At 40.3% G+C, this 19718-nt stretch carries 16 protein-coding genes and 2 pseudogenes; 4 read left to right on the forward strand and 14 right to left on the reverse strand.

The annotated features are described in order from the left end of the window. Window positions 1-29: 29 nt before the first annotated feature. Window positions 30-1142, reverse strand: a complete 1113-nt coding sequence (locus tag SRRS_RS17170; protein ID WP_371362237.1) for an alanine racemase — start codon at window positions 1140-1142, stop codon at window positions 30-32. Between the two features lie 290 nt (window positions 1143-1432). Between SRRS_RS17170 and SRRS_RS17175 the strand changes: the two genes are divergently transcribed. Beyond that, window positions 1433-2884, forward strand: coding sequence for an IS1182 family transposase (locus tag SRRS_RS17175; RefSeq protein ID WP_371362239.1), 1452 nt, complete (start codon window positions 1433-1435; stop codon window positions 2882-2884). A gap of 327 nt (window positions 2885-3211) precedes the next feature. On the opposite strand, the gene SRRS_RS17180 is transcribed toward SRRS_RS17175, so the two are convergent. From SRRS_RS17180 to SRRS_RS17230, 11 genes and pseudogenes are all read right to left on the reverse strand, one after another. Then, window positions 3212-3469: a hypothetical protein gene (locus SRRS_RS17180; protein ID WP_371362241.1), complete on the reverse strand. Its 258-nt coding sequence runs from the start codon at window positions 3467-3469 to the stop codon at window positions 3212-3214. Between the two features lie 43 nt (window positions 3470-3512). Beyond that, on the reverse strand, window positions 3513-3653 hold the full coding sequence (locus SRRS_RS17185; protein ID WP_371369864.1) for a RidA family protein: 141 nt from the start codon (window positions 3651-3653) through the stop codon (window positions 3513-3515). 253 nt (window positions 3654-3906) lie between these two features. Continuing rightward, the gene (locus SRRS_RS17190) at window positions 3907-4536 is read right to left on the reverse strand and encodes a transcriptional regulator (protein WP_371362243.1); all 630 of its coding nucleotides are present in this window, start codon (window positions 4534-4536) and stop codon (window positions 3907-3909) included. A gap of 1238 nt (window positions 4537-5774) precedes the next feature. Beyond that, window positions 5775-6938: an IS91 family transposase gene (locus SRRS_RS17195; RefSeq protein WP_371362245.1), complete on the reverse strand. Its 1164-nt coding sequence runs from the start codon at window positions 6936-6938 to the stop codon at window positions 5775-5777. Next, window positions 6928-7776, reverse strand: a complete 849-nt coding sequence (locus tag SRRS_RS17200) for a tyrosine-type recombinase/integrase (RefSeq protein WP_371362247.1) — start codon at window positions 7774-7776, stop codon at window positions 6928-6930. The genes SRRS_RS17195 and SRRS_RS17200 overlap by 11 nt, the downstream gene beginning before the upstream one ends. Before the next feature lie 213 nt (window positions 7777-7989). Next, window positions 7990-9111 (reverse strand): annotated as a pseudogene (rlmD, locus tag SRRS_RS17205) (23S rRNA (uracil(1939)-C(5))-methyltransferase RlmD); the annotation flags it as partial. 200 nt (window positions 9112-9311) lie between these two features. Further along, the gene (locus SRRS_RS17210) at window positions 9312-10577 is read right to left on the reverse strand and encodes an IS4 family transposase (protein WP_371362249.1); all 1266 of its coding nucleotides are present in this window, start codon (window positions 10575-10577) and stop codon (window positions 9312-9314) included. A gap of 526 nt (window positions 10578-11103) precedes the next feature. Continuing rightward, window positions 11104-11259, reverse strand: a pseudogene (locus SRRS_RS17215) (23S rRNA (uracil(1939)-C(5))-methyltransferase RlmD); the annotation flags it as partial. A gap of 56 nt (window positions 11260-11315) precedes the next feature. Further along, complete coding sequence (locus SRRS_RS17220; protein WP_371362251.1) at window positions 11316-12644, reverse strand: WG repeat-containing protein; 1329 nt, start codon at window positions 12642-12644, stop codon at window positions 11316-11318. Between the two features lie 395 nt (window positions 12645-13039). Next, a complete protein-coding gene (locus tag SRRS_RS17225) occupies window positions 13040-13360 on the reverse strand; it encodes a WG repeat-containing protein (RefSeq protein WP_371362253.1) in 321 nt (106 codons plus the stop codon). 578 nt (window positions 13361-13938) lie between these two features. After that, complete coding sequence (locus tag SRRS_RS17230) at window positions 13939-14823, reverse strand: LysR family transcriptional regulator (protein ID WP_371362255.1); 885 nt, start codon at window positions 14821-14823, stop codon at window positions 13939-13941. A 72-nt stretch (window positions 14824-14895) separates the two neighbouring features. Here SRRS_RS17230 and pta point away from each other — a divergent pair, with 72 nt between their 5' ends. The 3 genes from pta to SRRS_RS17245 all read left to right on the forward strand — a co-directional run bounded on the left by pta (window position 14896) and on the right by SRRS_RS17245 (window position 17838). Continuing rightward, the gene (pta, locus tag SRRS_RS17235) at window positions 14896-15966 is read left to right on the forward strand and encodes a phosphate acetyltransferase (protein ID WP_371362257.1); all 1071 of its coding nucleotides are present in this window, start codon (window positions 14896-14898) and stop codon (window positions 15964-15966) included. 63 nt (window positions 15967-16029) lie between these two features. After that, complete coding sequence (locus tag SRRS_RS17240; RefSeq protein WP_371362259.1) at window positions 16030-16977, forward strand: NAD(P)-dependent oxidoreductase; 948 nt, start codon at window positions 16030-16032, stop codon at window positions 16975-16977. Continuing rightward, window positions 16978-17838: an EamA family transporter gene (locus tag SRRS_RS17245; protein ID WP_371362261.1), complete on the forward strand. Its 861-nt coding sequence runs from the start codon at window positions 16978-16980 to the stop codon at window positions 17836-17838. Between the two features lie 220 nt (window positions 17839-18058). On the opposite strand, the gene SRRS_RS17250 is transcribed toward SRRS_RS17245, so the two are convergent. Further along, window positions 18059-18934, reverse strand: a complete 876-nt coding sequence (locus SRRS_RS17250) for a methionyl aminopeptidase (RefSeq protein WP_371362263.1) — start codon at window positions 18932-18934, stop codon at window positions 18059-18061. 48 nt (window positions 18935-18982) lie between these two features. Then, complete coding sequence (locus SRRS_RS17255) at window positions 18983-19324, reverse strand: helix-turn-helix transcriptional regulator (RefSeq protein ID WP_371362264.1); 342 nt, start codon at window positions 19322-19324, stop codon at window positions 18983-18985. Window positions 19325-19718: the final 394 nt, after the last annotated feature.

The following is a 19718-nucleotide window of genomic DNA, read 5'->3' on the forward strand; positions in this document are numbered from 1 at the left end:
CCATCAAATATGGGTAAGGTCACAAGGGCCTATTGAGATTTTCCTCTCCCTAATACAGGAATTTCTTTTAAAACTTTCCCTTTAGAAACTAAATAGGCTTTTTCATACAAATTGCAGGTTGGACAGATGTGATTGGGGATTATTTCAATTTTATCGCCAATTTCAACCTCTGTTCTAAACTGTCGATCATAAATTAAACCATGTTCATCAAACAACCCTGCTACACGAATATTATTAGAATTCTTAACTAAGCCTTGTCCCTCTGTTGCACATATTCCAGCTGGACGATTCTGTGAGGTCAAGGTTTTTGCTCCTGCATCAAATACTACACGTTCTTCAGTTGGTTTACTGATAATCGTAACCAATACAGTTGCAGCACAACGGCTGTAATCATTTATCGCATTCCCTTGCCCAGCATCCATAAAAATATAGGTTCCAGGCCTTATTTCAGTAATTCCCTCGATGATTTCGGTTTGCATTAGAGAAGGAGTTGCACCAATACTCACTATATCTAAAGCAATTCCTTCTCTTCTGATTAGATTAGCGGCACGCAGCGTTCTCCGCTGGCTTTCTAGCGCCAAATTACAGCAGTCTGCGGTATCTTGAGCTTTATAACTATGACCTTCATGCGAAAAAACACCCTTTAAAACTACTTTTTCTTGCTTATGAATATATTTTGCTAAACTAAGCAATGCCTCATCGGTTATAACCCCAGACCGATTTTCACCAACTTCTAGTTCAATCAGTACTTCAATCGGTGATTTTGCCGTTTTAAAAACCTGTGCTAGTTGATCGACTTGATATTCATTATCGACTCCCAAACGAATAGTAATCTTCTCGGCTAATGCTTTGACTCGTTCTAATTTTGTAATTCCTACAATTTCATTGGCGATAAAAATATCGGTTAATCCATATGCCGCCATTATCTCCGCATCACCTACCTTAGCAACCGTAATACCTACCGCTCCCTTACGCATCTGAAGTTCTGCTAATTCTGGCATTCTATGTGTTTTAGTATGCGGCCGCAAATTCACACCATATTGATTAGCTTTGTTTTGCATAAAATGAATATTTTCCAACATGATATCCTCATCAATCAAAAGCGCAGGTGTATCAACTTGGCCATATCTTGACTTAAACATATAACCATCTCCTATTTTTTTAAGGTGAAAGCCTCTGTTTTATATAAAAAAATTATGCAAATCTTATTAATGTTCACCTTTAATTTAAATTATATATAGTATATTATACCTTTTCAAGCATTCATATATTTTTTTATATAAAAGATATACAAAAAAAGAAGAGTTTCAAACTGCGAGGCCACTGAAAAAGTCCCTTTGATACAAAAAGGTATAGTCCCTCAAGAAAAACTGAGGAGGCTGTACCTTTTTTCCTGTATAATAAAGGTATCAAAGGGGAGTAGGTGATTCAAATGATTCAACAACAACAATCCATGATTTTAAGTCCCTATATAGAGCTCTACACCTTGATTATTCCCAAGGATAATATGCTGCGGCAAATCAATGAGCTTGTCGATTTCTCCTTTGTATATAAGGAATTGAAAGAGCGTTATTGTCTGGATAACGGCAGAAATGCGATTGATCCGATTCGGATGTTTAAATATTTGCTGCTCAAAACGATCTTCGAACTATCTGACGTTGACATCGTCGAGCGCTCCAAATACGACATGTCGTTTAAGTACTTTCTCCACATGGCACCGGAAGATCCGGTGATTGATCCAAGTTCTTTAACAAAGTTCCGGAAGCTGCGGTTAAAGGATCTAAATTTGCTCGATATGCTCATAAACAAAACCGTTGAAATCGCAATCGAAAAGGGTATTATCAACAGCAAATCAATCATTGTTGATGCAACCCATACACAAGCCCGTTATAATCAGAAATCCCCCGTAGAAATCTTGCAAGACCGTTCCCGAAAACTGAGAAAAGCCGTCTACAAGGTCGACGAATCTTTGAAAGCGAAGTTCCCAACGAAAAATACCAGCGGTGTACTCGAAGACGAAATCGCCTATTGCCAAAAACTCGTCGATGTGATTGAAGCGGAAGGAGGCATTTGCGAGCTTCCGAAAATTAAAGAACCTCTCAATCTGCTCAAAGAAACGGTGACAGATGACCTCGAGCAGTTGCGGATCTCGGAGGACCAAGATGCAAAAGTCGGTCATAAGAGTGCAGATTCCTCATTTTTTGGATATAAAACACATCTTGCTATGACTGAGGAACGGATTATTACGGCAGCAGTCGTCACAACGGGTGAAAAAAACGACGGTAAGCAACTACAGGAGCTGATTGAAAAGAGCAAGACAGCCGGCATGGAAGTCAAAACGGTCATTGGAGATGCGGCTTACTCTGAAAAAGATAACATAACGTACACCAAGAACAATAACATAGAGCTCATTTCCAAGCTCCACCCTCTCATAACGCAAGGGAGCCGAAAGAACGAAGACGAATTCCAATTCAATAAAGATGCGGGCATGTATGTGTGCAAGGCTGGCCACATGGCAATCCGAAAAGCACGGCAAGGAAAGAAAGGCGTTGGGAAAAACCAAGCTGATACGTACTATTTCGATATTGAGCATTGCAAGCGATGCCCTTTCAAAGAAGGGTGCTACAAAGAGGGAGCCAAAAGCAAAACTTACTCGGTGAGTATTAAATCTGGCGAGCACACCGAGCAAATGACGTTCCAGGAAAGCGAGTACTTCAAGGAAAAGGCAAAGGAGCGCTACAAGATTGAAGCAAAGAATAGTGAACTCAAACACAGACACGGGTATGACGTAGCGTCATCGTCGGGTCTTGTTGGCATGGAGTTACAGGGGGCGATGGCGATCTTTACTGTGAATATTAAGAGAATATTAAAACTAATAAAGTAAGAGACAAGTTATAAAGGTTTCCAAAATGGTAAAAGACGACCCTCATCCCAATTTGGGAACAAGGGTCGTCTTCTGTTTCGTACTCTTTGAGCTTTGCTCCGTCAAAACCACAAGTTTTTCAGTGGCCTCTCAAACTGCTACTCTCCTTTTTCTATGAAGTCTGATAGATAACTACTTTTCAATCAAAGCAGCATTACAAAAATACACCACTCCTGTCTCTTTAGCTTTTTTACATAAAATAAATGCTATTTGGTCTGTTCATAGCTTGTGTCGAGTTTTTCTTCACCACCCTCTAACAAACTCATTAGATTGCCCTCGAAAACCACTTTAGTGATCAGATTTAAAGCCTGAGCCACACATAAGGATTAGACAGTCTGACGTTTTTCCGTTCATTTCGCAATATTTCAATAGACCGCGTACTTGGCCGCTGTAGTGGCTCACAATAATCCCTTTTGTTGCAAGAGCCATTCTGGCTTCCAAAATGCGTTCCTCCGGTGCCGTAATTACTTTGATGTCGTATTTGTAGATATACTCCAGAATCTCTTCACTGCGCCTCGGCATGCCAATTGCAATTCCCTCGGCCATCTAGATACCTCTGCCGTAGCCTTACATTTTGAGCAAACATATTTCATTCATTAACCTCCGCAACTGCTTCAATTTCAACCAAACATCCAAAATGGAGTTTACCCACCGGTACGACAATACGTGCAGGCTTATGGTCACCAAAAAATCTCGCGTATACCTCATTAACCCTGTCCCAGTGTGCAATATCCGATTATATACCCGGCACTGAATAACGTCGCGCGCGTAGCACCAGCCCCTTGCAACACGCGCTCCACGTTGGCCAGCGCCAGCTTAACCTATTCCTCAATCCCGCCTTCTGGCACTTTGCGTGTATCCTGATCAATCGGTAACTGACCGGATATAGAGCATGCCACGGGAAATCATTCCTGACAGTTATGGCCTTTGCTTTCACTTCCGTATTGAGGTATGATTTTCTTCATGCTGTTACCCTCTCTTTCTTATTTTCCTCTCACATCATCTAGATAACTGTAAATGGTCACTTTCGATAAACCCATGCTAGCAGCTACCTTATCGATAGCTCCCTTAACTAAAAAGATTCCTTTCTCATCCATAAAACGAATGATTTCCAGGTTGTCTTTCCTTTTTAAGCATCCGACATCTTTAGTCCCGATGATGTTGTCAATCAACTCATCAACAATAGTAACCACATCTTGTTCAAACGTCTCTTCCCCATCAGATGGCTCCGGAACGGTCTGGGGCAAAAAATTCTCTAACTCCTCCTGAATGAGATAAGATAGTGTAAGATCATAATTGATGCAAAGCATGCCTACCACTTCGCCTTCCAAGTTCCTAATCAAAGCAGAAGAAGACTTAATTTTTTTCCCATCATCCGTCTCGAACGTGTAATTCATGGTGCAATCATTTTTAAACTTTTTACTAAGCAAAACTTGCCGTATAAGGTGATTAAATGATTGCCCCTCCTTCCGCCCAGTCACTGTCCCGTTGGCGACATATACAACTGAATTCTCCGGTTGCGTCAAGTCATGAATTGCCACTTCACAACTTTTCCCAAATGTTTTCGTGATTATATTTGCTACTGGAATAATTGCTTTTAATATTGGATGCAAAATTATCCCCCTATTTTTATATATTTTTTTATATAAATATTATCACTATCCAGTGCTACAGTCAAATCATATAAAAAATTATACATAATGTTGTTGCGTCCTACGAAAGTCTTGATTACATTACCAACCAACAAATCTCTTGTATCGTTGAAAGCTCACAAGTTCACAATACTTTTAGACTAACATCATACCTGCACTCAATTACCGTCAGCTTTCAATCCTTGCAAAATATAAAAAAATATAACGCTGTATCAATCTCAGCACTTACCAATCCAGATAAAATAAGTTTAATAAACCGTATCAACTTATACCTTTTAAAATATCTTCTCTATATTCTCAACCGATATGTTAACGCGCCACAAGAGCCTGATGATCAAAAAACACCTCATCAAAGTACTTTTACCTCTATCTATATTGGTCCAATTTCTTGATGTACGTATTATTTAACACATCCATGCAATATGAAAATAAGCCAGTCAAGGTTATTACAAATTTCACCTCGACCAGCTTTCCTACATTCTTATCAGTTTGGCATTTAAAATAAATCTCGTAGACTATGTGCCAGAAATTAAAACAGCAAAAATATTAAGTAATGCTTGCAGGAAAAGCAGAAAAGACATTTTGGAGAATTTGTACACCAGGGCATTTAAAAGTTTAATTCGGACTAGTAGACAAAAAAGCAAGTCTACTTAGGTATTAGATTAAGCTATATTCTAGTCAAGAATAATGAACTAATGGACAACTATTAACACTTCAGCAAGGTCATTTATTCACTTCAGTTACAGCCTGCAAAGGGGGTGCTGATTGTCGCGTACCTTCTTCGACATAATACTGCAGCATATGTGTTTTCTAGCCATGTCCGGGGAAACATATCCCATATTTTCCCACAGTATATGAACCCAGTCCCCGCCTGGCTTCAAGGGCTGTGTTTACTTTGAATAGCGAGGAATCGATAGTTTTGCGGGAAAAAAGAACAAGCACCCGTGTTGGGCACTTGTATTAAACTTATGTTAAACTCCGCGAAAGTGTCGATCTCCTACCAAAGAACTAATTCGCGGATTATGGGCACTCGCTATGGAATTTCGTAATATTTTCCAGATCGTTTTTTTCACAAGATTACCCTTGCGAATGATTATAGTTATGCAAAAATTGATACGTAAAGCCAAAGTTCACCTGTTTCAAGGCAGACTTTCCCCCTCCCCCAAAAACCGGGTTATGAATGAATGCTTTGTATTTTGTTAAGCTACCAGGGGTGGAGAAACACCTTTTGCAATCGTTCTAATGGTTCTCAGTCTGCTTGTTTTGCAGCAAGGGCAGAGGCTTACATCTTTTCCCGTTAGAATTTTGATGATTTCTACCGCATGCAATTCCTTAAATTGAGCTTTGCGGTTTTTATAACCGGCTAGCTGTTGGCAGTGTTTTAGTTTTGTACCACGATTACGGTTGGATAAAAGACCATAGTACCGGATTTTCATAAGCCCTGTCGGCAGGATATGCATCAAAAACCGCCGAATGAATTCCTCTGCGGTTATTGTCATGACCTTTATTTTGCCGTCCCGATAGTCCTTCCATTTGAAAGTAACATTACCGCCGTCAATATTTAGGATACGGTTGTTAGAGATACAGACCCTGTGCGTATATCGGCCTAAATACTCAATGACAGCACCGGGACCATTAAAAGGCTCTTTGCAGTAGACCACCCATTCTTTCCGGTAAAGCCTATCTAAAAAATCCTGGAAACAATGATCATAGGAATATTCGAGGATACTGCCATAAAAACTCAGTTCATTATTATCATAGGCTTTTCTTAGCATTGCCAGGAACTTTCCCCTGAATTTACGCGACAAAACCTTTACGGGGATGAAAAACTTCTTTTTTCCGGTTTTAAACTTTCCTTCGGGAGTTAGTCCCCCAGACGGCACCACGCAATGCAGATGGGGATGATACATAAGGTTTTGGCCCCATGTGTGAAGGATGTTGGTAAAGCCAATCTGCGCTCCCAAGTATTTAGGATCCGCGGTCAATTCCAGCAGCGTCCCTGCTACAGCCTCAAACAGGATTTTATACACCTTTTCCTGGTTCTGATAGGTAAGCATATTTAATTCTTCCGGAATTGTAAACACCACGTGAAAGTAGGGGACCGGCAACAGTTCTTCCTTTCTTGCATCAATCCATTTCGCTTTTAAAAAGCTTTGGCACTTGGGACAATGGCGATTACGGCAAGAGTTGTAGGATATTTGGGTATAGCCGCACTCTTCGCATTCGTCCACATGTTCCCCCAATGACGCCGTCCTGCAGTTGACGATACTCATCATCGCCTTGTACTGCTTAGGCGTCATTGGGTGTTTTTTTTGATACTCCTGCCAATAGAGTTTAAAGATATCCTGCACTTCAAGCATCATTGTCACCTATCGGCAGATCCAGAGGGCTTTTGATGTTAAAGGCATTCTGATTGACCAGATGTAAATAACGGCTAGTACTGCTGATACTGGAATGTCCCAGTAATATTTTGATGATAAAGAGATTGACACCCGACTCCAGAAGATGAGTTGCAAAGCAATGTCTTAACATATGGATAGTAACCGGTTTGGTAATTTTGGCAGCTTTACAGACTCTTTTCAAAAAATTACGTACCGCTGTCACAGTCATGTGTGCTCCCGGTTTTTCCCCGGGAAATAGCCAATCCATGGGCTTACCACAGTTTTTCCAGTATTCACGCAAGATCATTAGGTTTTTTTCGGATAAAAGGGTGCGACGGTCTTTATTCCCTTTACTTTCACGGATAAAGATTTGCATGGTTTTGCTGTCTATGTCCTTAACCTTTAGCCGGACGACTTCGCTGATTCTTAAACCACCGCCGTAAACGGTAGCAAGGATTGCTTTATGTTTCAGATTAATGGCAGCGTCCAGTAGTACATCGATTTCTTCCCGGGATAAAATTTCCGGCAATGGTTTGTGTTCTCTAAGACGAGGCAATTTCTTGTCATTCCACGGTTTTTCCAGAGTAACTTCGAATAAAAATTTTATGCAGGTGTGATAGTAATTCACTGTACCAGCGCTGAGTTTCTTCGATCTTCGCATATAGTGTAGAAATCTGCGAACATCCTCTATATCTGTATCCTGGAGCGGTTTTTTACAGTACTTTGCAAACTGGCTGACATGATATAGATAGTTATTTTGTGTGACGTTACTGAAGCCACTCAACTCAAGGTCAAATAACAGCTTACCCAATATGTCCATGAACTTGGCCTCCTCTAATTTTAAATAGTAACCGTACTTTTTAGAGGAGGAGCCCGAACACCATATATTATTAAAATTGTTACAATCTCTTTTTGTTCCACAGCAATATCTTACAACACTACTAACAGCAGTTATCGATGACTATTGCCTCTGGTAGGAAAAATGAGAAAAACTGATGCCATTTTATCTACGCATCAGTTTGGATTACAAGTATTATAAGATTTTGAGGGGCCTGAGCGCCAGCGAATTAGTTCTTTTCAGTAGAACACAACACTCCACGTGAAACGTCTGTGGAAACATATCAACAGGCTGAATCTCTCGTGCCACATAACCCAAGCTGTTCAAAACAGCCAAATCACGGGCCAGTGACGCGGGGTTGCAAGATACATAGACAATGCGCTTTGGTTCCATGCGCACAAAAGTCTCCAGTACTTTTTGCTCACAACCGGCGCGGGGTGGATCAACGACAATGACGTCTGGTCTGATTCCCTGTTTAAACATGCGCGGCATAATGTCGATGGTATCGCCAACAATGAACTCGACGTTAGGCACATTATTGGCGACGGCATTTTGGCGGGCGTCGATGATGGCCGGTTCGACGATCTCAATGCCGTATACCTGTGCGGCTTGGCGGGCTAGGAATAGGGTAATGGTGCCTGTGCCACAATAAGCATCAATGACTGTTTCAGCACCGGTCAGTCCGGCGTACTTTACTGCTTGGTTATAGAGCACCTCGGCCTGGGCCGTATTTACCTGAAAAAAAGACCTGGCTGATATGGCAAAACTAAATTCTCCCAGCTTGTCGGTAATCGTGTCGCGCCCCCAAAGGGTAACCGTTTTATTACCCATTATGATATTGGTGCGCTTAGAATTAACGCTTTGAACAATACTGACAAGTCCTGCTATGTTGCTTTTTAGCCGTTCAATCAGTGCTTCACGCTGCGGCAGGCGGTCAGTTGCTGTTACCAGTACTACCATGACTTCGCCGGTAGCCGTACCTACCCGCCCCAGGACATGACGAATAATGCCTTGACCGGTAAGCTCATCATACGGTTCAATGCCGAGTTCACCGATCACTGACCTGACTTCCCGGACGATATCGTTATTGACCTGATGCTGGATCAGACAGTTATCTGTATCTACAATATCATGGCTGCCTTGGGCATAGCAGCCTACAACGATTTCGCCGTTTTTATGCCCCACAGGAAACTGCATCTTATTGCGGTAATACCAGGGAGTATCAGCACCAAGTGTCGGATGAACGACGACCTCAGGCAATTTGCCAATACGGGTAACAGCATCAACCACCTGCTGCCGCTTGCTATGTAATTGTTCCTCAGGAAGATACTAGGGGACGGTTCGCCCGTTTCCAATGGTAATGTTTTTCCGCATCGGATCAAACGACAATATTAGACAATAGAAGGAAACAAAACGAACCGCCCCTAGTATCCTCCTCTAAAAAACCATCCTCATGACATCAGAGTGGGAGACACTGGGGACGTCAGACCAATGTCATAAAGCTTAACTTACATATTTTACAAAGAGCGTTTTTTATTAACCGGGTATTTATTTTTTCTTGAAGGTTCTCTTCGAGGAAAGCTTCTGTCCGGTCGTATGGGGACAAGATTCTTGGTTATGTTACTCATTGCTTTATTAAATAAAATGGTTCGTTTTTTAGGATCGTCCTCATAGAAACACTCTATTAGTGTTCGCGTCATCTTTGCTATTAATATATTCATGTTCACTTTATATTCGTATTTCAGGTCTTCTTTATTGAATTTTGCGGTTTCATTTGCTTCCGCTTTTGCCATTGTCATAATGTTTGATAAATATATTGTTGCATAAAAGTCTTGCATGATAGAAATCGGGTTAACTCCTGAAAAGTTTTCAAGCTCATATCTGCTTTTTAGCTGACTGTATTTAACTTCAATTCCCCAGCGTTTAAAATAGAGAACTTTGAAATCATCAGTAGTTAGATCTACATTCATAATATTGGTGACTAGCTTTTCTACTTCACCAGTTGGCAGAATCACATTAATGATTCGAACTGTTAAAGTCTTATTTTTATGAATAAGCGTGATAAGTTGATCCGGATCATTTGCTTTGTCAAATTCCGGATGAAATTTATTAACCTTTACTCTCATCAAGTATTTCAATTGTTTGCTTTCTAAAAAATCAAACATATCTTTTGATGGATAACCCCGATCGAACAAAAATAGGTCATTTTTAAAGCTTTTAAGCTCAAGCCTTTCGATAAGATCTTTTGCTACATCTCTTTCGGCAGCTCTCCATGTACGGATATCAGATTCAAGTATGATATCATTTTCTATATCATATATTACACATACCATCGCCCTTGCTTGCTGCCTGTCACTTTGGTTATGATAATATCCGAAATGTTCTCTGCTGTTAACTGTATTTGGAATTTCAGTAATGCTGCCGTCAATCGAAAGCAATCGATAACCCTTATATTTCTTAAAGTCATCATCGCTGTAAAACCAAGTTATATATTTTTCATTCAGCTGTATAAACGCATCTGGTTTAATCTTTTGTCTCAGTTGCGAAAAAGCTTGTTTTGTCATAGTATTTTCCCCGCCTAAAAATTCAAACCAATCATCTATTTCAATTTGTAGCGTTTTTCTTAATCCCTTTAAAATAAAGTATATTGCATCCTTGAAATTCATTTTAGCAGTATCTTTTGTAAAATATGTGCTTTTGGTACGGTTGGTAAGCATAAAAAGAGAATCATTAATTTGCTCTCTGGCTATTTCAAGAGAAGTCATAAATTTTTTTAACATCATTATATCACCCAACAATGAGAGGATATACCCTAAAAAGGGTATCCATCCCAATTATTGGGACACTTCTAAAAAGTCAAGTGTTTTTACGATTTCTCTAAACTTTTTCTGCTTTTTAACAATTTACCTTTTTATTACAGTTAAGCTTTATGACATTGGTCTGACGTTCCCACTTTGACACCAGAATGTACTCTCAAAATAAATCCCAAATGAGTGGATTCATTGCCCGAGATAGTTCTATCGCTTCCTGATTACGTGAGTTGTTAAATATATACTGTATTACAATAAATCGATATAAAAATAGCCATAACTTACTTTTTCAGTAAGTTATGGCTATTTTCTCTACCTAAACGATATATCCTGCTATATTCTTACAAATCTTCGCTGCTAATTGTGTTACGGGTGATGGCCCTCACCTTGACTAATCTTAAACACTAAGCTATAAAACGCATAATACCCATCATTCTATGTAATTGTATAATTTCGTGTAAGGGTTGAAGTTCGCCTCCTCAAACCCTTTGAAAATAGGCTATTTCCGTTCTATCAACGCCACACTCTCCACATGAAAAGTCTGCGAAAACATATCCACCGGCTGAACTTCCTTCACTACATACCCTTTTTCAGCCAACACAGTCAAATCCCTTGCCAGCGAAGCTAGATTACAAGAAACATAAGCAATCCGCTTTTTTACATCTAAAGTCACTAAATTACCTTGTACTGCGACCGACCTTTTATCTTCAGTCAAGGATGATAATAATATAAAGGACCTTTATAAAAGCTGTATGCCTCGTCAAATTGCGGCTGTGCTATAAAATTACCCATTTTATCAATAAATCCGTACTTGTATCCATAATTGTGGTGGTTTATTACTTTAGCTATTCCTTCATAAAATTCAAATTCATGGTCGAATTGAGGTTGTATTACAATCTTGCCTGTTTTGTCAATAGCGCCATACTTGGGATTGACATTGCCTCTAATCATAATCATAGCCCGCCCTTCCCTAAAAGGATAGAGGCCAAGGTCAATTTGCGGCTGGATTACATATTTGCCGGTTTTGTCGATATAGCCATACTTATTATCAATTTTAACCGCTGCCAATCCTTCGTGAAATTCAAACCGGTTATCAAATTGCGGCTGAATTACAACCTTGCCGGTTTTGTCGATAGCGCCAAACTTGCCATTGATTCTAACCACAGACAGTCCTTGCTGAAAATAACTTGGTGCCGTAGGGCCAAATTGCGGCTGGATTACAAGTTCCCCGGTTTTATCGATAAAGCCCCACTTGCCATTGCTTCTGACCGCAGCCAACCCTTCCTGAAAATCCAGCGCAATTTCAAATTTCGGCGGTATTACCGTCTTACCTGTTTTATCAATATAGAAAAACTTGTTATTGACTCTAACAGCAGCCAGCCCTTCGTGAAATTCTCCTGCCGGATTCAGAATAAATCCGTCTCCAAAGCCACTTCCTTTTGTAGCGTCAAATTGAGGTTCTATTACCAATTTTCCGGTTTTGTCTATGTAACCATGTTTGTCATTAACTACAACAGCAGCCGGTCCTTCTTTAAATATCCCTGCTTCAAAAGGCCATATCCGATCATACTGTGGTTCCGCTATAAACTTTCCCGCTTTGTCGATAACGCCGCCCTTCCTATTAATTGCAACCACAGCTATTCCTTCTTGAAAACTTAATACACTTTGAAACTGCGGTTGGATTACCATCTCGCCGGTTTTGTCGATATATCCCCACTTTCCATTAATTTTAACCGCAGCCCGTCCTTCGATAAAAGGCCGTGCATCGTCAAATTGCGGTTGGATTACAAGCTCCCCGGTTTCGCGTATAAATCCATACTTGCCGTCAATTTTAACAGCAGCCAGTCCTTCTTTAAACGGCTGGGCTTTATCAAACTGTGGTTGTATTGCCAGTTTTCCCGTTCTGTTGATATATCCCCATTTACCATCAATTTTTACTGCGACGTGTTGATTCTCCTGATCGTTCTCTTTAGCCGCAATTGTACCACTCAGTTGAATGAAAAATAGCACGGCCAGTGTTAATACAAATAACCGCTTCATTTGCTCAACTCCTTCTTAAAAATTAATTGAATTTCAAATATCCAAGGTAAAAAGTTTTCACTATTTTGGTCAATATTTTCATTCTTTAAGTTTTAAATGTTGACGTCTTCTAGTGTTTCAAATTCGATTTGCATACCTTTCTTAAGCATAACCATATAGTATACAAAAACTTTAACTTGAAATGAACCCCCCCTTAAACTATTAATTCCACTGCTATCCGATTGATATATCATAGTCATTGCACCTCATTTCTAAAAATCGGATCTATACGATTTATTTAAAACTTTGTAAATTCTAATGATCATTAACTTTTTTCCATACTTTTACATGGGACGCCATGGGGACGGTGGTTGTGTCTTCATTTGAGACATTTCCACCGTCCCCGTGGCTTTTCTCTACGGAAGCTCGATAACCATTTTACCCGTTTGATCAATATATCCACATTTACCATCACGCCTCAACGCAACAAAGCCATTAACAAAAAGATCCTTAGCAATTTTACTAATATATCCACAACTTGGAGCCACAATTTCCTGCCCATTCTTATCAATTATGCCCCATTTTTTATCCTTCTCAACTACTGCATAACCATCATCAGAAAATGCATGCACCTTGTCATAAGCCTGGCTAACTTTTACTTCTTCGGCACTTACAATACTAACTGTACCTATCAAAATCATTATAAGCACAAATAATAACTTACTTCCTTTTCCCATTACAAACACCTCGATTTTTTTAAATACTTTTTTATCAAGCTAACTCAACTTTCAACGATGTGAACTGACAGTTTTTCCTTTTCTCTTGGCTGCTCCTCATCTATATTCAATATCATTCATAATCCCGTCTTCCTTGACAAAAAACCTATTATTACATTCTCTTTATATCCATATTTTCCCTTTAAGTTTTTGGTTGCCTAGGGGGTTAGGTTGTCAAGGTTGAGCCAAATGAGTCAAAGCTCTTGAGTTATCCTTATTGGAACAAGAAACATATCCTAGTGACCTAATCTAAAATATCACCTTGACTCCTCCACGAATTTAAAAGACTTTAACCCTGAATCAACAAGGTTAAAGTCTTTTTAGAATATGTTGTCAGCAACCCCATCCCCCTGACAGTCAGGCCAATTAGTTCAGTTATTATGCTTAATATTTTTTAGATAATGTTTTGTAGTTTCTCAAATTTGCTGGTGCACTGAAGCGGTTAAAGAGGTCAAACAAGAAACATCTTTTGATTTTTATTAAGTTTCAGTTTGCAGGCCCAGAATCAATTACAGCTATTATCTCGACTGGTCAGCAGATCATTGCACTCCAAATATATCTTGCAGATACTGGTCAAGAATACGAAGGGTATCGTGTAAAGCCTGGTTGGGAAACTTGTGAGTTACCTTATAGCATATCCTTGGAGGCACCGGTGCCGATAATTTCTGAAGAACAAAATCACCAATCCGCATCATATGTGCGCCAATAGAGGCGGGAACTATAGTCCATTGTCTTGCATCCTTCAAAAAAGTAGCGATGAGTCCCGCCGTGTCCAGATGAACACGGGAAGGGCAAAGAGGATCCCACCACTGGTCATGCCTGAATTGAAACTCTCTGTTCCAATTTATGAAGACTTCGTGCTCTGCCGCCAATTCTCCCATTTCAACAGTATCTCCGGCCTGCCGCCCCGGCCCAGCCAGACGCAACAACACCATTTCTTCAGAGAAAAACGGTTTCACCGTGACACTAGGCGACACTATTTCTCGCACCACAAATGCCACATCCATCTCACGTCGCTCAATACTATCAAATGCTTCCTGCGTATGTTGCGTACGAATTTGCAGTCGGATCGGCGGGGTATGCTGATTTAGCAAGCTGTATACAGGAGGCAAAACAAAGTGACTTATACTTTCGGCGGCGCTAATTGCCAGACTTAACTGAGAGCCGCTGGCCTGTAAAATTTGTGTTTCCCGCCAGAGAGCATCCCATCTTTCCGCAATGCTAAAAAAGTTCTCCCCTTTTGGTGTCAGACGGATTTTGGCTGCCCCTTTTCTTCGCTCAACCAAAAGGCCACCCATTTCCTGCTCCAAGGTCTTTAACCGATAGCTTACAGTAGCCTGTGACAAGTGCAACAATTCGGCCGCCTTGCTTATACTCTCGGTCCGTACGATAGCTAAAAACGCCTCAACCCCAGGAAAATACATAGAACACCTCTCGATATATAGAAATAATTAATATAGTTCACAAAATATTTGAGTTTTACAACAATATTCTTTATGTTTAAAATTATCATTAATAGAGACGATGGTCAAACGTTTTTTCACTGGAGAAATCATAAACAAAATCCAATAAGAAAAAATGGAGGTTATAAAATGTTTGAAAGTATGATTGAAAAATTAAAAACCAAACAGCAAAAGCTAGTATTCACCGAAGGTTCCGACCCAAGAATTCTTGAGGCTGCAAGCCGTTTAAAAAAAGAGAAGATCCTCGAACCGATACTGTTAGGTGCTCCAGAAGAGATACATATGGTATCGCAAAAGTATGGTTTTCTTACAAATGAAATTGAAATTATAGATCCTAAAACATATCCGGCTATAGAATCCATGGCTCTGATGATGGTTGAACTTAGAAAAGGAAAAATGGATGAGGCCACCTGCCGGGAGTCTTTGCTGAAAACTAATTATTTCGGTACGATGCTTGTAAAAACAGGGTATGCTGACGGCCTTTTAGGTGGTGCAACCTATTCTACTGCCGACACCGTTCGCCCGGCACTGCAGATTATTAAAACATCACCTGGAAACAAAATTGTTTCCAGCAGCTTTATTCTATATCGCAAAATAGAGAATGTTGAGGAAAAATACGCTATGGCCGATTGTGCCATTAACCTGAATCCAAGTGAAGATGAACTTGTCGAGATTGCTGTTGAAACGGCAAGAACGGCAAGAGTCTTTTCCATTGATCCAAAAGTTGCTTTATTATCTTATAGCACGTTAGGCTCAGGCACTGGAGAATCAGTTGATAAAATGCGAAATACAGCCGCAAAATTAAAGAGTATGAATCTTGATTTTCCAATTGACGGTGAGCTACAGTTTGATGCCGCGTTTTCCAAAGAGGTTGCAAAAATAAAAGCGTCACGCTCTCCTGTCGCCGGGGAAGCGAACACTTTCATATTCCCGGATATTAATGCCGGTAATATTGGTTATAAGATAGCTCAGCGTCTTGGAAACTTTGCGGCATACGGTCCGATTCTCCAGGGGTTAAATGCACCGATAAATGACCTTTCAAGAGGTTGTAATGCAGAGGAAGTTTATAATATGGCAATTATTACTGCTTCTTTAAAAGGATAACATTGCAAATAGCAAACGGGTTTTCTTCGAAGCATGGTATAGAGCATGAAAGGTGGCTTAGCAATGAAGATTCTCATGGTCGGCTATTTTTCCGAGACCGCAAAAGCAAAGATTGCAAGGCATTTTCTGGAAGACTGGGACATTGTAATTGTCCCGCCCGGAAAAGAAATGCTGCATCATATTGAAGATTGCCAGGTGATCATACCGGAACATATAAAAGTGGACCGCAGCCTGCTGTCTATAGCAAAAAAATTAAAATTGGTCCAGACGGGTGCAGGCTTTGATAATGTAGATATCAATGCCTGTACGCAGCACGGCATTTGGGTGGCCAATGCTGCCGGAGTGAATGCCCAGGCAGTGGCTGAGCATGTAATGGCCCTGATATTGTCTTATTATAAAAACATACCGTTTCTTGATTCTTTCATGAAAAACAGGATGGATGAAAGTCAATTGGATTATACAGGGAGTGAATTGAAGGGCAAAACAATTGGAATTATCGGCTTGGGCGCCATCGGTAAAAAAGTTGCCGAGTTTTGCAGGGTTTTTGATATGAATGTGCTGGCTTATGCTAGAGATGCCGCTCAACAGTCTGACGGTTTTGTGAAAATGACGGATTTCGATACTCTTGTAGGCGCATCGGACATAGTAAGTGTACATATGTCCCTGAATCAGCAAACCAAACAGCTGATCAATAAAGCAGTATTCAAGAAAATGAAGAAGACCGCACTTTTTATCAATACAGCCCGCGGCGGGATTGTCAATGAAAGAGACCTGATAGATGCATTAAAAAACAGGGACATTTCAGGTGCATGCCTGGATGTGTTTGAATCTGAACCGCTTCCAACTGACAGTGAGCTCCGGAGTCTGGGTAATGTGATACTTACTCCCCATACGGCAGGCATGCCGGACGGTCGCAAATTCCATAAAAAAAGATATGATTTCTTTGTGAATAATATAAAACGTGTAGAGAATGGTAAAGAGCCTGAAAGCAAGCTCAATCAGTTATTATAGATGACCGGACTAGCTTTATTTCTTCTCATTTGTGCTGCCTTCTGCCATGCTTCCTGGAATTTTATAGCAAAGCAGGCTTGTGGCGGAGCAATTTTCGTTTGGCTATTCAATGCAGCCGCCTCTATAGTATATATTCCAATTGTCATTGGCTCAATGTGGGTCACCCAATCCTCCTTTAGCTGGGATTACACGATTTTCATGCTGGGCAGCGCTGTTCTTCATGTTGGATACTTCCTTCTATTAAATAAAGGATACCATGTGGGTGACCTTTCGCTAGTTTATCCTTTAGCCCGTGGCACAGGCCCGTTAATTTCCGTACTTGCAGCCATTCTATTCTTGGGAGAACAGCCTTCTTTACTCGCCTTAATAGGTACGGTGTTTATTGCGATTGGTGTATTTCTTCTGTTGGGCAACCCAGCAAATTACGTTAAAATAAACGCTTCTCAACCCGTCCTGTTTGCCGTTTTAGCCGGCGTTTTTATTGCAAGCTACACACTCTGGGATAAGTATTCAGTCAGCACTATAAATGTTCCTCCGGTACTGATGTATTGGGGAGCTACTGTCGGCCAGGCTTTTTTACTGCTCCCCTATGCCCTGAAAAATCGCGAAGAAATAGTACATCAATGGATAACAAAACGCCTCTCAGTTATTGGTGTCGCAATTTTGTGTCCATTATCGTATATTCTTGTTCTCACTGCTATGGTTTTCACACCAGTAAGTTACGTTGCCCCTGCTAGAGAAGTTAGCATCCTAATAGGGGCCATAATGGGTGCGCGATTTTTGGCTGAAGGTGACGCAAAACTTCGCATAACTGCCGCTACGGTTATTTTAGCCGGATTAGCCTGTCTATCGATAGGTTAAATGCGGTTTAGAGCATCAATAATTTCTCTTAAACCTGAGTTTTTTCTCTATTCTCCCGAAACAACCTTTTATTTTGTAATATTTTGCTAAAGCGCCATTGTATACGAATGCTTTTTCGTACACAATGGCGCTTCTATTTTTACTATTTCTCTTTCCGTTCTATCAACTCTACACACTCCACATTTATTGTTTTCGGAATCTCATCAACTGGAAACTTATTCTAATATGTCAACACCTCAGAACCCGTTTCGGTTACTAAAACTGTTTTTTCCCATTGTGCAGAAGGCTTCCCATCAGCAGTGCGAACAGTCCAATTATCGCATTTATCTGTTACTATTTTGGATTTTCCCATATTTATCATAGGCTCTACAGTAAAAACAAGTCCTGGAACTAAGAGCATTCCTGTTCCTTGCTTTGTCACATAACCGACCCAGGGATCTTCGTGAAATTGCAGACCAATACCGTGGCCTCCGATTTCTCGAACAACAGAATATCCATTTTCCCTTGCATGGTCATGAACCGCTTGCCCAACATCTCCAAGAAATCCCCACGGTTTTACTTGTTCAATGCCCACCTCCACACACTCTTTCGCAACATCAACCAGTTTTTGTTTCTCAGCGGAAACAGCACCGACACAAAACATGCGTGAAGAATCTGAAAAAAAGCCGTTGTAAATTGTAGACACATCAATATTTGCAATATCGCCGTTTCGCAGGAATACACGATCAGAGGGGATACCATGACATACAACATCATTGATTGAGATACACACGCTCTTAGGGTAGCCGTCAAAATTAAGTGTTGCTGGAACGCCTCCCAGTTCCTTGGTTTTTTCAAAGATGAGCCGGTCAAGTTCTTCCGTGGTGATTCCATCAACTACATAATTTGCAATGAAATCCAGTAAAGCGATGTTTCGTTTGCTGCTTTCCCGAATACCTTCAATCTGTTGTTTTGTTTTAAGCAATTTTCGATGAGGTACTTCATATCCCTTTAAGCGGTAGTTTTCAATTCGTTCCTCAATAGGTCCATGACATTTCTTATATTTTCGACCGCTGCCACACCAGCAGAGATCATTTCTTCCAAACTTGTCAGACATTTTATCTCCTCCATTTACAAATTCGGAGGGAGCAATACGCCTTATAGACTAGGGTGAGCCAAGAGAAAGACAGGAAGTTTTCCGATATTGACGTGGCGAGCATTGAAATGCTTGAGAAAAAGCTCTTGCAAAGGATTCTGATGATGAGTACCCGTATCGGAAAGCAATATCGGTTATTCTGTCATTAGTTATGCAAAGATCATAAGCGGCAGCTTTTAATTTACATTGGGCAAGAAATTGTTTATATGTCATACCCATGTGCTCCCGAAACTTTCTAGAGCAGTAGTACGGTGAATAAACAACATATGATGACATATCTTGCAGGCTTGGGTTTTCCGTTATGTTATTTTCTACCCACTTTGCCATTGCTTCTATTGTTTGAACGGACATTTGCTTCACTCCTTTCTCCATAATATCAATTCTCACAGACAATTACCTGATATAAGTTGCACATATGAGATAAGTTGCTTGCCGATAGCCTCCATAATTTGACTGCAGCAGGAGTTTACGGATGCCATTAATTACTGCACAAATTATAAATAATCTACACTCCAAATTCCTGTTTATCTACATGCTTTATAAAAAGACTCATTTTTTACCATTTTATTATCCATCTCTAAAAAATTCAAGAATGGAGTCAAAAAACCTAATGTCATCTATAAAAACGGCCAAAAAACGGGGTCAAAAATTGCACTTTTTGACCCCGTTTTTTGCTCGATCTCCACTCCAAAACCACAGCATCTTGTGGCTAAACCCTCTTATTTCTTCTTATCACCACAATACG

Origin of the sequence: Sporomusa rhizae, assembly GCF_041428845.1 — a bacterium.
GTDB lineage: Bacteria > Bacillota > Negativicutes > Sporomusales > Sporomusaceae > Sporomusa > Sporomusa rhizae.

Excerpts from the sequence above, each read along its gene's own strand:
- SRRS_RS17170 (WP_371362237.1), bottom strand. The coding sequence starts at position 1,142 with ATGTTTAAGTCAAGATATGGCCAAGTTGATACACCTGCGCTTTTGATT.
- SRRS_RS17175 (WP_371362239.1), top strand. The coding sequence starts at position 1,433 with ATGATTCAACAACAACAATCCATGATTTTAAGTCCCTATATAGAGCTC.
- SRRS_RS17180 (WP_371362241.1), bottom strand. The coding sequence starts at position 3,469 with ATGGCCGAGGGAATTGCAATTGGCATGCCGAGGCGCAGTGAAGAGATT.
- SRRS_RS17195 (WP_371362245.1), bottom strand. The coding sequence starts at position 6,938 with ATGATGCTTGAAGTGCAGGATATCTTTAAACTCTATTGGCAGGAGTAT.
- SRRS_RS17200 (WP_371362247.1), bottom strand. The coding sequence starts at position 7,776 with ATGGACATATTGGGTAAGCTGTTATTTGACCTTGAGTTGAGTGGCTTC.
- SRRS_RS17210 (WP_371362249.1), bottom strand. The coding sequence starts at position 10,577 with ATGATGTTAAAAAAATTTATGACTTCTCTTGAAATAGCCAGAGAGCAA.
- SRRS_RS17220 (WP_371362251.1), bottom strand. The coding sequence starts at position 12,644 with ATGAAGCGGTTATTTGTATTAACACTGGCCGTGCTATTTTTCATTCAA.
- SRRS_RS17225 (WP_371362253.1), bottom strand. The coding sequence starts at position 13,360 with ATGGGAAAAGGAAGTAAGTTATTATTTGTGCTTATAATGATTTTGATA.
- SRRS_RS17230 (WP_371362255.1), bottom strand. The coding sequence starts at position 14,823 with ATGTATTTTCCTGGGGTTGAGGCGTTTTTAGCTATCGTACGGACCGAG.
- pta (WP_371362257.1), top strand. The coding sequence starts at position 14,896 with ATGTTTAAAATTATCATTAATAGAGACGATGGTCAAACGTTTTTTCAC.
- SRRS_RS17240 (WP_371362259.1), top strand. The coding sequence starts at position 16,030 with ATGAAGATTCTCATGGTCGGCTATTTTTCCGAGACCGCAAAAGCAAAG.
- SRRS_RS17245 (WP_371362261.1), top strand. The coding sequence starts at position 16,978 with ATGACCGGACTAGCTTTATTTCTTCTCATTTGTGCTGCCTTCTGCCAT.
- SRRS_RS17250 (WP_371362263.1), bottom strand. The coding sequence starts at position 18,934 with ATGTCTGACAAGTTTGGAAGAAATGATCTCTGCTGGTGTGGCAGCGGT.
- SRRS_RS17255 (WP_371362264.1), bottom strand. The coding sequence starts at position 19,324 with ATGTCCGTTCAAACAATAGAAGCAATGGCAAAGTGGGTAGAAAATAAC.